The 16,720-nt window shown below is 44.9% G+C and carries 8 protein-coding genes and 1 rRNA gene; all 9 read right to left on the reverse strand.

Features of this window, described 5'->3' with window-relative positions; all coding sequences use genetic code 11:
• Nucleotides 1-184 (reverse strand): 16S ribosomal RNA (locus tag T541_RS0103125); the annotation flags it as partial.
• Nucleotides 185-751: 567 nt separating this feature from the next.
• A complete protein-coding gene (locus T541_RS0103130) occupies nucleotides 752-1,066 on the reverse strand; it encodes a hypothetical protein (protein ID WP_026651316.1) in 315 nt (104 codons plus the stop codon).
• Nucleotides 1,067-1,328: 262 nt separating this feature from the next.
• A complete protein-coding gene (locus tag T541_RS18650) occupies nucleotides 1,329-2,126 on the reverse strand; it encodes a GH25 family lysozyme (RefSeq protein WP_051538063.1) in 798 nt (265 codons plus the stop codon).
• Between the two features lies 1 nt (nucleotide 2,127).
• A complete protein-coding gene (locus T541_RS18655; protein WP_034465896.1) occupies nucleotides 2,128-2,436 on the reverse strand; it encodes a phage holin in 309 nt (102 codons plus the stop codon).
• Entirely contained in the window at nucleotides 2,436-2,705 is a 270-nt protein-coding gene (locus T541_RS0103145; protein ID WP_026651317.1) for a hypothetical protein, read from the reverse strand. Before T541_RS0103145 ends, T541_RS18655 begins: the two co-directional genes overlap by 1 nt.
• Nucleotides 2,706-2,714: 9 nt before the next feature.
• On the reverse strand, nucleotides 2,715-3,071 hold the full coding sequence (locus tag T541_RS0103150; RefSeq protein WP_026651318.1) for a hypothetical protein: 357 nt from the start codon (nucleotides 3,069-3,071) through the stop codon (nucleotides 2,715-2,717).
• Between the two features lie 11 nt (nucleotides 3,072-3,082).
• Complete coding sequence (locus T541_RS0103155) at nucleotides 3,083-3,985, reverse strand: BppU family phage baseplate upper protein (RefSeq protein ID WP_026651319.1); 903 nt, start codon at nucleotides 3,983-3,985, stop codon at nucleotides 3,083-3,085.
• Nucleotides 3,986-4,053: 68 nt separating this feature from the next.
• The gene (locus T541_RS0103160; RefSeq protein ID WP_026651320.1) at nucleotides 4,054-15,303 is read right to left on the reverse strand and encodes a hypothetical protein; all 11,250 of its coding nucleotides are present in this window, start codon (nucleotides 15,301-15,303) and stop codon (nucleotides 4,054-4,056) included.
• A gap of 15 nt (nucleotides 15,304-15,318) precedes the next feature.
• The gene (locus tag T541_RS0103165) at nucleotides 15,319-16,668 is read right to left on the reverse strand and encodes a hypothetical protein (RefSeq protein WP_026651321.1); all 1,350 of its coding nucleotides are present in this window, start codon (nucleotides 16,666-16,668) and stop codon (nucleotides 15,319-15,321) included.
• Between the last annotated feature and the right edge of the window lie 52 nt (nucleotides 16,669-16,720).

Genomic DNA, 16,720 nt, shown 5'->3' on the forward strand with positions numbered 1-16,720 from the left:
AACAGCCGTTTCCAACTGTTATCCCCCAGTATGAGGCAGGTTGCCCACGCGTTACTCACCCGTCCGCCACTAAGATTTAACAAGAATCCGCCGAAGCCTCATCAGCGTTAAATCTCCGTTCGACTTGCATGTGTTAGGCACGCCGCCAGCGTTCATCCTGAGCCAGGATCGAACTCTCACGTTAAAAAGTTTGATCTGACCAGAACTAAAGCTTGGCTTTTTGTTCTGTCCGTTATTTACTAATTTGTTCTGAATAAATTCTCTTGGAATTTTTCAGGGTTGCATTACTGTTTATTTGTCAATGTGCTTTGTTGTTGTAGCTCTCAGCCGCAACTCATTTAGAATATCACAGCTTTGAATCTTTGTCAACAACTTTTTGAAAAGTTTTTTTGTTTTTCAAAACTCTTTATTCAGGAACCGCTTGTTTCTGCGATTTCCGTCCGCTCTCTCAAGCGGGCAAAAGTTATTATAGCAAAGGGGGTACCCAAATGCAACACCTTTTTTTATAAATTTTCAAGAAATTTTCCGACCACTATATATTGGTGTTTTCACCCTTAAAGCCAACCACTTGTAGTGGTGTAACTGCGCATCGTTACTGGATTTGCGCAATTACGCATGCATTTTTCCCCTTTTTGTGCCAATCATATATACAAAACACTCATATTTCTTTTTAAAACTATATCGTTTACTCTTATATATAGAAAAAGCTGAGGACTGTCTTCATAATCAATCCCCAGCTCTTCTCTTCCGCTTATTCTATAAATGAATCAAAGGCCTCTGTCTCTATCTCTCCTGATCCTGTCAGTTCATTACCATCTTCATCGTATAGCCTGTATGACTGCTGAACGCTTCCAAGTGATGCTTCACCTTCTATTGCAAGAAGCATTCTATAGCAGCTTTCATTCATTATGGTATTAACCAGGCTACGAATATCTTCTATAGAAGCACCATCTTCTACAAGCCTTTCTATAATAAGTCCCACTTCTGTTTCCTCATCAGAAAAATAGATGTCCATTACTTCATCTTTGTCCTGTTTAACCAGCTGTACAAACTCTTTTCCCGTCATATCATTCTCCAAGCATGCTTTATTTCGCCCAGCATTACAGGTCATCATGTAAGGCGCTAATAAATACAATGTCACTTATCTATACTTTTATCAATATGTAAATAGGCACTTTTTGAATTTGGACACAAAAAAAGATGGCTAAAAGCCATCTTCTTGATCAACGGAGAAAGCGGGATTTGAACAATCTCTCTTATGGGTTGCAATCCGCTATTCTCCGCTATTGTTTTTATCCGTGTGCATTATCGTGTGCACCAGAAGTATTTTAACTCTTCTTATTAATAATCTCGTTTACTTTCCTCTGCACTTCTGCGTAGTCATAGCCTGCCAGAGTGAGCAGCTTCTTTCTTGTAGGGTTAGTCTTAGCAGTGCCCCACTTGCCATCTAACACTTCCTGGGCTACCTCATCCACGCTCTTCTTAATAGGAGTCTGTGCGATCAGACTCACTACTCCGTCAAAGTCCACATTGAGATCGCACTTTGTTTTCACACCAGAGACATTACCCTTGCTTGAGTACTGCCATGCTACCGCAATGCTTGCACTCGGCTTGAGGCTTGATGTTGGGTTATACATGCCTGTATCATTCTTAGGATACCTGGCGATCCAGAAGTCGAAAGATCTCTTAAGATCATCATGGATCAGTCTTATGTACCAGTCTCTGTTGCAGTAGATACCTACAAAGTATCCTGCCTTGATAAAGATATCAGCATAGATATTTGCAAGATCTCTTATGTATGCCTTGCCCTTAGCCTCTACTGTCTTATCCTCAAGATCAAGCCAGATACCATACTCAAGCTTCCTTCCCTTAAGGTGCTTAAGGAGTGACTCTGCATCTGCTACTGGATCAGCCATAGAAGCCCTGGCGATATAAATATATACGCCCCTGGCAATTCCATACTTGCCCGCCTCGTTATAGTTATACTCAAAGTACTCATCAATCCTGTGAGACTGTGCCTCATACTGGCACTTAAGGATTGCAAACTTCTTATTGTTTGCAGCCACATACTCCCAGTTGATCTCTCCGTTATGATGAGATACATCTATACCTAGTACTTCTCCCATTTTATTCCCTCTTCATATTAAATACTGCTGCCTCAATGAGCTGTTCCAACTGATCATAAGTAATAGTTACACCATGCTCCATCATCCAGTCCGTGACAAATTTTATAACTTCTTCCTTCTTGGCAGCTCCTTGCCCGCTCCCTTTAATAGTCTGCTCTGCTGCTCTTACCGCAACCTCTACCATATCAAGAAGCTTCTGGTACTTTACATCTGCAGTCTTTGCCTTGATAAAAGGAATCAGATAAACTGCCACAAGTGCAGACACCACAGATACCACAATCTTTAAGATGTTAAATGTTACTTCGTTCATTATTCCTCCTCTGGCATTCCTGCCTCATAATCTGCAAGTTTCTGTTTCTTTTCCTGCTTCTTTTCAAAGTATGCTTTACACATATATCCTAAGATCACTGCGACTATCTCAGTGATCCAGGCAATGCCAAGCTCTGCCACTGGATCCCTACCGAATGCAGACAGCACAAAAGGAATCTCTGCGCTGATCACTCCCACAACCAGGAGTGCCTTAACTGCTTTTTTAGTATATGTAGGGAAAGTCTCATACTTCTTTTTAATACTGCTCATACGTGCCTCCTATCTTTTTGATAGGTAACTGTTAAGATCTTCCTTAGCTTTCTCTAAGCTTTTACTCATCTCTTTATGCTCGACCAGGCAATACTGTATCTCAAACTCTACAAGTGCGAGCACTGAATGTATGAGTACCTCGTTGGTATCGTCCTGCTCCCTAAACCTATCATTGCCCTGCTTAAGAGCCATCTTGATATCCGTAATCTCTACGTCATGCGCATCAACCCTGCTCTTAAGAGTATTGAAGGGCTCTGCCGCCTTGCCTTTGAGAGTATTCTGCTTGTCGATAATGTTTAGGACTGTGAGGGTGAAACCACATACCCCAACAATGAAAGCCATAATCTCCATTGGTGTGAATGCCATATCTCTCCTCCTTACTCCCAACTATAAGCAACTACGCCACCTGTAACTGTTACCTTGAGGCTATATGTACCTGCGGTAGTAGGAAGGTTAAGCTTACTGATCTGCTGCTGAGCCTGTGTAGCATAGCCCTGTGCTTGCCCTCTTGCAGTCTCTGCTGCTGTTTTTGCATTCAGTGCATCCTGTGCACTTCCTGCTGCTGCAGTTGCAGAGTCACCTGCTGCATCCTCAGATAAGCCTGCGTTATACTCGGAGGTTGCTGCTGCCAGTGCAGAAGCTGCTGCGGCTGCTGCCGCACTCTCATCTATACTGTCCTCTGGATCTGTGGCACCAGAGATATATGCCATATCCTCAAGAGTTATATCTACCTGCTCACTTCCTGTATAGGCTGTTTCCTCTCCTTCAATGTTGAGGTTGAGCGGGTAAGGGTTAGGCAATGCAGTATTCTCTGACATTACCTCTATCTTCTGGATAGCTATAAGAGCTCTGTTAAGAAGATCTCTGAATCCAGAGAGATCTGACTCAGACACAAGATCATCCTCGTTATAGAGGGCATTCCTTACCTTAAGGTAGAACTCAAAGGAAGTGATCTGAGTATTGTCTGATCCCAGGAGTGTAACTGTCATGGTGATATTCCCAGACTCATCCATCATTGCTGCAGGGATCGTGTACTCTATCTCATTGATATAATGCTCGTCCTCATCCTGCAAGATTGTAGCGTCACCAAAGATCACTGTACCATCCTGCTTTACTGCACGCACCAGGGCAGCAGTAACTGTGAGCATTTCCATAGGTGTTTTATTTGCAAGCAGGGTAAAGTGGCAGACTCTGCTATTTACGTCTCCCTCACTTACAATGATTGTGTTTGATTTATTAGGTCTGGCAAAGTCCACGACCATATCATAAGTAAGCTTCATGTGTTTTTACCTCCATATACTCATCATATTAAAAAGAGAGTGCCCTTTATAGAGCACCCTCTTCTTACTTACCAGGGTTTTTGATCGTACTCATCCATGAGATCTATGATCTGGTCAAGCTCATACTGGTAGTAGTCTCCTCCATACTTCTTGGCGATCTTAGTACCAACCTGCTCATCTATGTACGCCTTGATTGTGGCTACCCTTATGAGCATCTGCTGTGCGCTATAGTCTCCATTTTTGTACGCTTTTACAAGAGGTTTCGTATAATCAGTAGTGAGTGAGGACTTGATTGTGCTTGCTGCATCCTTCTGAGACTCTACGCTTGTATCATCTCCCATGAGTTTTACTGCCCACTCATTGACTGCTTGCTTGTAATCACCCTTGCCAGACTCTAAGATATCGTAGGTGTTCTGCTTAAGCTCTTTCTTCTCCTCCTGCAGTTGCTTCTTTGCTGCAGAGGCTGCCGCCTTCTCCTCAAGAGCCTTAGCTGCACTGTCATAGTTAGTGCCCTTCTCTATAGCATTCAGAGCCTTGTTGACATTGCCCTCTATTACACTGTCAATGTCATTGTCTCTGTTGTACTTGATCGTGGATCCGTAACCCTTAACTAAGTGCTCGATCATCTTATCTGGCTCTTTGGTTTCCATGAGGAGCTTGACTGCATCCTCTATACCTTCCCCAGACTCGACTGCATCATCCAGGAGATTGTAAGCAGGATCCTTATACTGCCAGTCTGCCAGGAGCGCCTCTGTCTCTTCCTCACTCATACCTGTTGCAAGGAAGCCCTTAGCTGCAAGCTCTCCCAGAGCAATAGCCTTCTCTCTGTCTCCCTCTTCCTCGGAGTTATAGAGCTCGTAGTAATCTGACTTATACCTTGAGGTTATGCCCGACTGCACATCCTTGATAACTCCATCCTCATCCATTGCCTTATCTACAAGAGCCTGGATCTCTTCAACACTCTTATCTGCCTTGATCGCATTGTAGATAGCAGAGTACTTATTCCCATCAAGAGTTTTCTTAAGGTCTGGCATGAATGCATTGTAGATTGACATTGCATCTCTTGCGAGGTTGTAAGCAGGAATACCTGTAAGCTGTGATAATGGTCTTGAAAGAGTCATTACCATACCATAAGGAGTTTTCCTACTGGTGCCGCTCATGTACTTAGTAACCTCTGTGGCTGCATCAATAAGAGAGTTGATCGCATCCGTATCCATTCTGTTAGAGGATGAGCTCTGGAAGTTTGACTCTCCTGTGATAAGACTCTTTACTCCATTGTACAGAGTGTTTGACGCATCCTTAAGTACAGGGATGAGGTTTAAAGGATTGACGTTATCAATGGCGTTATCCTTAAGAGCTTCTACATATACCTCGCCCCAGTCTGTATCGTCTGTATCCTTTCTGAATGCATCTATCACTGCTGCTGCCGCAGATGTAATTACGTTGGTGAGCATGAATACAAACGCTGCCTTAGTAGTCCTCTTAAATCCCTTGCCGCTATGCATATCCTCAACAATAGCCTTCATGAGCATATTGTAGGACTTAGTAGGCTCAGCCATGAATGCGGTCTGCAGCTTGTTAAGAGTATCCTTTGATCTCATGTACTGAGATCTGTGGAGTGTGGAGTCTACAACCTGTGTCTGATCTACTACTTCGTCAAAGCGATCTTTGATCCTCTGGTTGAGCTCCTCCTTAGAGATATGCTCCTTCCTTGCCTTAGCCTGCTGCTCCTTAGTAACTGCAGTATAGAGCACGCCCCAGGTAAGATCATCTGCCCATCCTGCAGGAGCCATTGATATATTCTTTGCCGACTCTGCCAGTGTGGACTGTCCTGTTATGATCTCCTTCATGGACTTACCTATTGAAGTCTCAAAGTATCCCTGTGACTTCCACCATGCGATCTCAGACTCCTCTCTCATCTTATTGCCGATCTTGTGAGCCTGTATCGGAGATACTGCAGCACCGATAAGATACTGAGGATCTATGGTGTTCATAGCTCTAAAGTAAGCTGTTGGCTGCTGAATGATAACTCTGATATTGGCACCTACTGCTGCTGCCTTATAGTTGGATATAAGTGCGTCTGTGAAGTTGCCGATATACTGAGACTTCTCATTGCCATTGAGATCCTGCATAAGCTTAGTGAAGTAATTTGTACCTCCCTCTCCGCTTATGGTCTTGATAGCCTTCTGCACGCTATTCCACTTGCCCATATCCTCATCTATCTTATCCACTACCTTGTAGTTAAACCATCTGGTAGCATCCTTCATTGCAGGAGCAAAGCCATGATATGTAGCCATATCTGCCACGTGGGTAGTAAATACGTCAAAGATATCTTTGATAATGATAGGGTTAGTTGCATTCTGCACAAGCTGCTTAGTGAATCCAGATCTCTCTATACCATTGAGGGAATCCCTGGAAGTGTTGCTGTTGTTTGCAGCAATGTAGCTCTTGTCTGTACTGATAGGGAAGTAATTCTCATCCGTGAACTTCTCAAAGCCATACATGATCATGGATGTTTCGTTGCCATCCTTTGCACACTCCACTGCCATGTACTGCTGCAGCTTGTCTGCAATCTCCTTCTGCTGAGGAGTAAGTGTGTTAATGATACTCTCGATCTCGCTCTCAGAGAGATGTACTGGTGTAGCATTCTGATTAAATACCCTGTTGCCCAGTCCGATCTTCTTTGTAACAGTGTCTGCCTCTACGCCTCCCTTGAAGTGGAGTACTGCCTGCTGCCTCTTGTTGAGCTCATACAGTGACATGATCTGTGCGGTAGTTAAAGAGATCTCTCCGTCTGTTACATGGAAGTTATGGAGATCTGCCTTAAGTCCAGTCCAATTATTGAGATCCCTTTTCTTGACACCTTCCATGACTTCCTGCATAAAGCCCTGTGCCTTGCGGATATCTGCCACCTTAGTATTAAAGCCCTTCCTCAGTGCCTTATATACCTTCTTACCTCCTTCTCCCAGGAGAGTGAAGTAAGTCTCTGGTGTAGCCATGTCAAGTCTCAAGGTCTGAGTGATCTTGTTATACATCTTGCCATGAGTCTTGTTGTTCTTGATACCACTTGCCATTGCCAGGGTATCTGCACCCATCTCCTCAATATCCTCATTCTGAGCGAATGCCTTATTGCCCTGGTTGATCGCATGCATGATGTTACGCAGTGCATTATTGATCACTCTAAGATCTGAGGAGCTCATGTTATTTACAGTGAGTGACGCTCTGTTGCGGGTGATCACATCTGAGAGTGCATCTGCCAGTGTCTCATCAATCTGCTGCATGAGATTATTCATATCCTGGTGCTCAAAGGAATCACTGTTCTTAACCTTGCGCAGGATCTCCTGCATGGAACTCATTCTATCTACCCATGTCCTGGTTGCCTGTGATCCTGTACCTGCGCCCAGTGCCATGTAGTAGCGTCTGATAACATCCTCTTTACTATCGCCCTCAATGGTATCAAATACCATCTGTCTCTTGCCTGTGGAATCTGTTACGGAGTGATTGAATACTCTCACATAATACATTCCCTTTTTGTTCACCTTAACCTCTGGCTCTACAAAATCAAGAGCGTTGAGGAATTCAAGCACTGGCTCCATCATGTCTGTAGGTACATGGTGCTGCTCAGTAGGGCTCATGATCCAGTTAGTAAGAGTGCGGGCTCTCTTAGAGATCTTCTCTCTCTGTTCTCTGGCTGCTCTCTGCTCTCTGGCACTCTGAGCTCTCTCTTTATTCTTAGCCTTGAGCGCTGCGATCTTCTCTAAGGAGTCCTGCCTCTGCTCCATCATACGGACTCTGTTATCATATCTGCCCTTCTTGAGCTCGTCCTTCATCTTCTGGCGTACATCTGCAAGGCGCTGATCATATCTCTCTTTAACCTTCTGCTGATACTCAAGGCGCTTCTTATTCATGCGCTCTCTAGCCTTAGCTACTCTCTCATTGGCTTTCTCACGTACCTGCTGCCTGTACTCGCCCTGCTTAGCCTTAAGCTTATCGGACTTCTTATTATCGGACTCCTCAGCCTGGACTCCCAGATATTCCTCTACGATCCTCATTGCAAGATCTTTCGCAACATCCTCATAGTCTCCATCAAAGCTATTTACAGGTGATGGTCTCAAGGACTCCAATACATCCATGAGGGCAAGTGGCTGATTGCCTACTGCTATATCCTGGTCAAGAAGATATCCTGTGCTTGCACAGATCTCTTCCCAGAGTCCATCAAGGTATGATCCATTGTTGCTGATTGTCAGAGGATACATAGCCTTCTTGAAGTCTGCATAAGATCCCAGGGCACTCTTAACCTCTGCCATCTGCTCATCATTGAGCTTGATCTTGTAGCCCTTCATTGCATTTATGAATGACTTATACTCTGCATCTCCTACTGTGTGAGTTGCCTCATCCAGTACAGGCTTAGCTATCTCCTCCATGACTCTCATCATATCGGTATAGTTGACATGATCACCTGTCTGCATGTAAGCAAAAGCCTTCTCCATCATATCTGCAAAAGCCTTAGTGTTAATGGTTGAGCCATACTCCTGCTTCAATTTGATAGCAATTCTCTTTACCTTGCCATAATCTACATCCTGCCCCTTAAGAGCCTGCATGCCTTCCTCAAGGATTGAAGCACCATCTACATTAAATGTCTCATCAAATAGAGACTCCCATGCCTCGTCAATATCCATTGAGAATCTAACGCCTGTATCCTTAGACTCAGACTCAAGGAGCTTAGTCCTCTGATCCTCATTGCCTGCTTCGTAGGTCTTGTACTGGATACCCTTCTCCTCAAGGGCATCAAATACCTTCTGTGAGGAATTGCTTGGTAAGATAACACTTGCTATCTCATTGAGCCATACTGCTCTTCTTGGCTTAGCCTCAAAGTATCCTGTAGGAAGCTCAGCGATATCATGCATGAGATCCACGATCTTCTGCGCTGTGTCCTCCTGGATGTTGAGAGTGCGGTACTCACGCAGCACCTTATCAATGCCCTTAACAGTCTTGGCAGATCTTACTGCATCTGCTATAGCCTCTGCTGCACGATCAAAGGAAATAAATCCATTCTTCTCGTTAGGATCCTCTATCTCGTGGATGATCTCTGTAAATCTTCTTGAGTGATCATCTGTCAAAGCTGAGTGCTCTTCCTCGGAGATCATACGGAGCTGTGCTTCATTGGCGTGGATATCCTCAATGCTTGTAAAGTCCTTAGTAGCAATAGCCTGGATTGCAGACTGTGCAAAGAATCCATCTGCGCCCTTCGCATCCTCGCTATTCATAATGCGCACGATATTCTCAAGCGTAACCTCATCATGCAGCGCCTCCCAGGATCTTCTGTTTCCAGAGTAGGTAAACGTATCCTTCTCGTTGCGCAGTCCTCTCTTCTCGACTATTCCATCAAAGAAGCTATCAAGCCAGTCTGTGTACTCTTTCTCTCTACTCTCGATCTCTGCGGCTATTACATCTCTGAGCTTGGCATAGTCTGGTACCTGCTTAATGCCCTCATCATAGTAATTGAGTACACCCTTTCTGATCTGATCCAGTTTGCTAAATCCAAAGTTATTGGAATCGTAGAGATCTTTCTCCGCAAGCTTCCTAAGCTTGGGATTTTTTTTCATGGAATACTTCTCTCTAAATTGCTCATTGAGTGCAGCTCTTACCTGCTCCTCAAATTCTGGGTGATCTTTTAAATACTGAGATCCGCTCTCGTTGAAGTCTCTGAATGCCTGTTCACCGATCTTCTCAGCCACAGCTATGATCTGGTCATTGTACCACTCTGTCATTGGAGCAAGTTGTCCGTCTGTTGTGCCAGGATCTACCTCGACTCCGATACTCTTAAGGAAAGCATACTTAAGCGCATCCTTCTCCCTGTATGCCTCTACAGGATTGCCATTCATTCTGTTGATAGCGTCTGACATATTATCTGTATCGAATGCTACCCTTGAGAGTGAAGCCTGGATATCCTTCGGTACAAGCTCATCAAACTTATTCCAGAGCTCACCTGCCTTCTCTGAGTTGATCTTAACCTCAATACTTGGGAAGGTAGGAGTCCATGCATCTCCTCCATATACCTTATTCTTTTTACTGAACTTAGGATCAATGGTCTCTCTCTTAAAGAGTACAGATACATCTCCGTACTTAGAGTGCTCCATACCTGCTCTGATAATAGCTACAGAAGGTGAAGGGAAACCATTTAAGCCGATATCTGCCATGAGCTGATCTGCAGTCATGTTATGTACTGCGATAAGATTTTTACCAAAGTCTACATTGACTGTATCCTTCGCAGCCTTCTCCATAGCCTTAAAGCCCTCATCATCTACAGAGAGCGAGTACCTGTTGCTATAGTCTACTGGGTAATCGTCCTTATCTTCTCTCGTCCACCACTGCCACTGCTGTGAAGTGCGGGTATTGTACTTCTGGTTGATCGCAGGCTCGATCTGCGCATGCAGTCCACCCATTGCCTCCCAGTAATATTCGTTGCCTTCCTCATCCCAGGTATGACGCAGCAGAGGCTCGTCTGTTCCTCTGAGCCACGGACGCTCTGCCAGGATATCCTCTCTCATCTGCTGATACTCTTTAGATGTAGGATTTTTTACTACTTCTGTGCCACGCACATAGAATACTCTATCTTCGTCTACATCCAGGGAGTACTTGATACTATCTGCAGAAGTAGGTGCAGCATTATCTACATCCTTGATCTGGTTAGGATAGAAGGCTACTGTCTCACTCTGAGCCATGATACCATCATAGCTTGTGCCATTTACTCTGTTGAAGATCTTAAGTGTCTCTACAAAGTCTCCTACGCAGGAAGCGTTGAGATCCTGCAGTGCCGAGAAATCATCTTTACCCTTAAGGCTCTCAAGCACTGACTGAGGAGTTGCCTCGTATCCATAGTTATCAATGCCATAGTCCTCATCATTGGCTATCTCATTGATAAATGCCAGGAGCTGATCTTCTGTTATATCCCTGCTGCCGATCTGCAGAGGCTCAACGAGATTGAGATATACGTTATAGGTCTGCCCATATACGCTTGACTGAGCCTTAGTATCTGCAAAGTAGAAGCCTCTGCCATACAGTCCAGAGCTCTTAGCCTTCTTGATATCGAATACATCAAAGCCATAGCTGTTGGTACCATGATGCATAACCATGAGCCTGCCTTCTTTATCTCTTACCTTAGAATACTTAAAGAACTCTGCCTGCTCCTGGGTAAGTGTGTTACCCTCTGAGTCTACGTCAAGAGAATATCTAAGCCCTTCAAGATCTGACTCTCCCCTAGCGTATTCCAAATGAGCGGCTACATCCTTCGATAAATCGTTAGGGAATGTGCTTTTGACTGCATACATAAGTTGTGTTATACTTAACTCAGAAGAGGTATTACTAAAGGAGCTTTGGCTCTGAATAGTGGCAACATTAGTTGCAGCCTCTTCTTTAGTTTTTATTGCATATAAAGCGTCTTGCACATCATCAAGAGCCAGGAATCTATCAAAATGATTTATCACCATTCTTACAATTCTTAGATTGTCTCCCTCTTTCAGTGCGCCAAACATAACATATGCTTTTTCTGCTCCATTCCTATTGCCATCTGCCTCATTAAACACAATGGCATTCTCAAAATATGCAGGGAGCGCAGACACTGCATTTGCATTACTCTGGTGTATTCTACGCAATCCATGCCTCATTCCATCTCTTCCAGTCATGATCACTTTGCCAAGATCACTGTTAAATAGCATATTGCTACCCAGACCATTATCCTTATTGTATCTGCTGATGTTTTCCTTTGCAGTATCTACTATGTCTGTAGCAGAAAGATCTTTTGAGAATGCAAGCTCTTTAAGCCCTAATTCTGCAGCAGAATACACTTTAATAGGAGCCATTGCTCTCAGAGTGTCATAAGTATAATCGCTCTCTTCCACGTGTCTTGAGAATTTTATCTCCTGTGCGCCTTCTGCAGCAGTGCTCTCAGTGCCCTGGTAATTCTCAATAGCCTTATCCAGTGCCTTAAAGAACTGATCCAGGATCTGCTCTTTCTCAGCGATCTTAGCCTCAGCCATCTTCTTTTGATAGCTATTCATATCGGAGTGATCAACCAGACTCTTGATAGAGTTTATTGCCTTCTTAAAGAAGTCTTTTATCTTTGTGCCCAGGCTCTGTGCTTCCTTGACTCCGTACTTCTCAGTCATGTAGTCAGCCATTGCCTTCTGCCCCTGCTTAGTACTCATGAGGGCTACAAGCATATCATTGGTGAACTCTTTGGAGCTTTCAAGTACAGTCTGGTTTGCATCTATCTTCTCGTATGTTCTCTGATATGCATTGATTGCAGACTGGTATCCATCTGATCCCAGAACAGTAGAGGCAGCATTAACAACCATATCTCTCAACTTGCCATACTCATCTCCTGCGAATACCTCTGCAAACTCCGCAAGCTCATGGTTGAGGGCAGTAGCATGATCCTCTGATATGGTTATGAGCGACTTATTTACATTGAAGGATCCATTAACACCCTTCTTGTTTTTGTTTGTGAGCACGATATCAAGACCAGTAACCTTAGCTACCAGATCAAAGATATTTGTGTCGAGATCTGCCTTGCTTCCTCTTCTTACATCCTGGAAGGATCCTGTGCCCTTCTTTACACCCAGGCTCTTGCCGAGATCATTGGAAGCCTGCTGCTTGATCTCTGCCTCATAGTCTGCACGCCCTGCATCATACATTGCCTGCACTGTATCCTTGCCAAGTGCAGCCTCTACGATACTACCCATACCATTCTTAGCAGCAGACTCATAAGATACTCCTGTAGCTCCTGCATTGTAGTACTTGTTGAACGCATAATCATACTGGCGCAGGTTAGTACCATCCTTGATCAGTGAAACATAGGCAGTCTTAGCACCCTCAGTTTTCTGCATAGCAGCGTTGCTGTTGACTGCATTAACTGTGGTCTCGTTGCTCTCATGGAATACTGCGTTATTGCTTTCGATCCTTGCTTTCTCACCTTCCTTGAATGCTCTCTCTGCAGTCTCGGAAAGATATCCCATGCTCTCTCTGGACTCTCCTCTGAGAGCTTTGGTGTATGCATCCTGGGCAGAAGTCTTTACGCTCTCAAGCTCCTGGTCTGTAAAGCCATATGCTCTAGCCATATCTGAAAACTCACTCAGAGCCTCGTCTGCGTTGTTTCTTGCCTCGGATGATGTAGAACTCTTCATTGCATTATAAGCTGCAGATAGGGCTGCTACGTCTCCATTTTTTATAGCCTCCTGCATACGAGATCTGCCTTCCTGTACAGTGGTACCTGTTACTGCAGTCTTGAACTCGTTAGGAGTCTCGGATACATCTCTGAGATACTGCTCGTACTGCTCTTGTGGAGTACGTGCCTCCTCAGCGATCTCCATAGATCTGTTGAGTGCAAAGTTATCCTGTGCAGAGAGCTTGCCATTCTGGGCATACTTATCTGCATAGCCCATAACCTCAGCCTTCTGCTGCCTGCCTATTTCTGTGGAATCGTCAATAGTATCTGCCATGAGACGTATAGGGTTATCTGCATACTGCTGAGCCTGTGCCTTCATGTCCTGCTCGTACTGAGTATCGCCTGTAACATTCCTTGCTACTGAGTTGTAATAGTCAGAGATCAGTGCCTGGTTAGCTTTGGTGTTCATGTTGCCTACAGCCACACCACCTGCACCAAGAATACCACCAGATACAAAGCCGCCCAGTCCATCAAGGGATACCTGCTTCCAGAAGTCAAGCTCTGCTGCCTTAGTGGCTTCCTCTTTTGAAAGCCCCTGTGCCATGTATGCCTCGATAACTTTTGTCTGCTCGTTCTTTCCATCCTCGCCAAGAATGAGGTAGTCAGAATATCTGTTAAGCAGATCAGAAGCAACTTCCTCACTGCCCTCAATGCCTGCCTGCATGAGCCAGTCAACAACAAGCTTCTTGCCTATCTTGCCGCCCTTAGCCATGCCCCACAAGTGATCAAGTGAGAGCTTCTCTGTAAGGACTTCTGCGCTTCCCTGTGCAATACCGACAAGCTCTGCCTGCTCGTTGGTTGCACCCCTCTCCTTTGCCTGCTTATACCCAGAGGCATAAGCCTGTGTGCCATATGCAGTCAAGGTAAACGCCTCACCTGCTAAGCCTGCAGATCCACCGAGTAATGCCATCTCTCCTGCTTCTGCTGTGGCAAGTCCATACTGGTATGCCTTCTGCCCTACTGGGTGCTCATCTGTGATAGCATTGTTTACTACCTGCCCTGTAGCATACTCTGAGGAGTTGAGTCCTCTTGCGCCCCAGGCATTTACATCTGTGCCCAGTCCAGAAGGATGAGACGTGAACTTATCCCCCAGAGCCATAACGCCTCTGATGGGTGCCTCGTACAGATCATAGATAGTATTGAAAGCACTCTTGCCTACCTTCGCTCCTGTGGAGCTGTTAGGATCAATGTCGAACTGCTTATTAAATTCCTCAGTGCCCTTCGCACTGGCAATATACTGTGCGTAGTCCTCGTACAGGTTGATCTTGTCCTCATCCCATCCAAGATCTCTAAGCTTCTGAACTGCAGCGATTTGCTCATCTGATCTTGCCTCATCCTGGTGAAGGAACATGCTAAGAGGGTTGCCGAAATAGAATGACACGTAATCATCATAAGCCTTCTTTGTCTCTACAATAGTGTTGAGTGCCTCCCTCTCTGGCTTAGAGAGTGTATCGATCTTATGCTGAGAATAAGCAACAGTCTCCTCTGGTGTGAGAGTAGAGCTTGTTGCTACCTTTCCAGTCTCTACTACCTTGAGGTTGTCTACCGCCTTCACGAAAGTATCATAGTCAATGCCACTTCTCTTAAGGAACTCAGAAGCTCCTGCTCCTGTCTTTGTATCATATCCCCATCCCTCTATGTACTCATGGATAGCCTTGTCCTGCGCCTCCGTGAGCCCTAAAGAGTCAATGTTTTTCTGGGCAGCAGCAAGCTCACTCTTAGTAGCAGAGCCTGTAGATCTTGCTTCCAGATCATTCCAGTAGTCCTGCTGCTTCTTGATCTCTTTCATTTTCTGAGCCTGTTCGCTTCTGATAGTTTCCTCAGTGACTCCGTTTTTATTTAACATAAATGAGGCAAAACTTGGCGCATTCTTCTCCCTGCCTTCTGCCTCATCCATATATGAGTTGTAAAGAGACTGTGCTCTCTGAACCATTCTCGCATCCTCAAGCGCCTTGAGCTGCTCCTGCTGAGCTCTCTGCTCTTCCTCTCGTCTCCTTCTCTCTTCCTCTTCCTCTGATAAAGAGACAGCAGGAGTACCTGCTGCCCCTGCTGCTCTTGTTTTCATGAAATCTTTAAATGATGTAACGCTCATGCTTTATCTCCTCGCTTAATACCAACTCTTATTACCCTTAGCAATTTCCATGATCATTGCGATCTCTGCATCTGTTAAGCCTTCATTGTCCTTAAGATCTTTCTTTGCCTTAGCAAGATCTGTAGAGCTCTTCTGAGACTTAAGGTACTCTGCATAGTTAGCAACATACTCTGGATGCTGCGCAGTAACATCTGTGCTGCTGATATTGTATGGTGCATACTTGTTATCATCTGTACTCTGAGGAGCTCTGTGCATCCAATCAGTCCATCCATTCTGGTTGCTGCTGCTTGTGCTGCCTGCTCCACTAGATCCAAAGGCATTGGCGTTAGCACTCTGCGCTGCCTTGCTTGCTGCACTTGATCCTCCGCTTCCTGCGCTATTGGTATTACTCCAGTGTGAAGCATTGGTCTGGCTGTTTGATCTATTCCAGTTAGATGTATTATTCCAGTTGCTGCTGTTCTCCCAGAATGATGTATCTGTATCTGAGCTTGTGTGGCTATCTTCCCAATAGTTGGTGTCTGTGATCTGGAAGTTGGAAGTCTCAGACTGCCTTTCCATCCAGTACTCGTTATTCCAGAAGTCACGCTCATTGACAAACTGGTTGTAGTCAAAGTTACGCTCATCTGAGTACATGCCATAGTTAAAGGATCTATCTGCCTGCCAGTCTGCCACATCATTTCTGTAGTGTCCGTACTCTCTATCGTATGCATCTGCAGTAATGTTGTACTTGTTGAGAAGCTCGTTGCCCTCGTACTGATACTGCTCAAATGCCTGGTTGCGCAGAGTAGGGATCATGTTATTGAGATCCTGCAGGTAATTCTGGTATGCCTGCTGCCCTGCAGACTGTGAGTAGGAAGATCCATAGCCGCCATTCATAGCCTGTGCTTTACCCAGGGTATCCTCCATAGCCTGCTTGCCCTGCTGCTTGTACTTATCCGCATACATCTTGTACATCTCATCAGCATTGAAGTCATACTTAAACTTCTCTCTGCCCATGATGGAGTTGTAGAGCTCTTCTAATCTGCCCTCGTACTTTGACTGGAAAGTAGGCTTATTGTCTAAGGTTTCCTGCAGTCTATTGTATGCATCCGTTACCTTCTGCCCTTCCTCATAGTCTGTGTTGTATGCATCCCTGTGCTGCCTTGTATTCTCTTCTACCTCGCCAGACCACCAACTCTTGCCCCAAGACTCAGAGTGTGAGCCGCCTTCTGTGTGAGTGTCAGACTCTGTATGAGAATGAGATCCTCCCTCAGAGCTTGATCCTCCCTCAGAATGAGATCCACCCTCTGAGTAAGATGTGGTATTAGAAGTCGAGCCGCCTTTTGTGCTTGAACTTGCGAATAGCTGAATATCGAATAATCTCATTGTCTTTCTCCTTCGTAAACCTAAAGACCTTCTACATATTTATGTTACCGAT

The organism is Butyrivibrio proteoclasticus P6B7, from assembly GCF_000622085.1.
Classification (GTDB): Bacteria; Bacillota; Clostridia; order Lachnospirales; family Lachnospiraceae; genus Butyrivibrio; species Butyrivibrio proteoclasticus_A.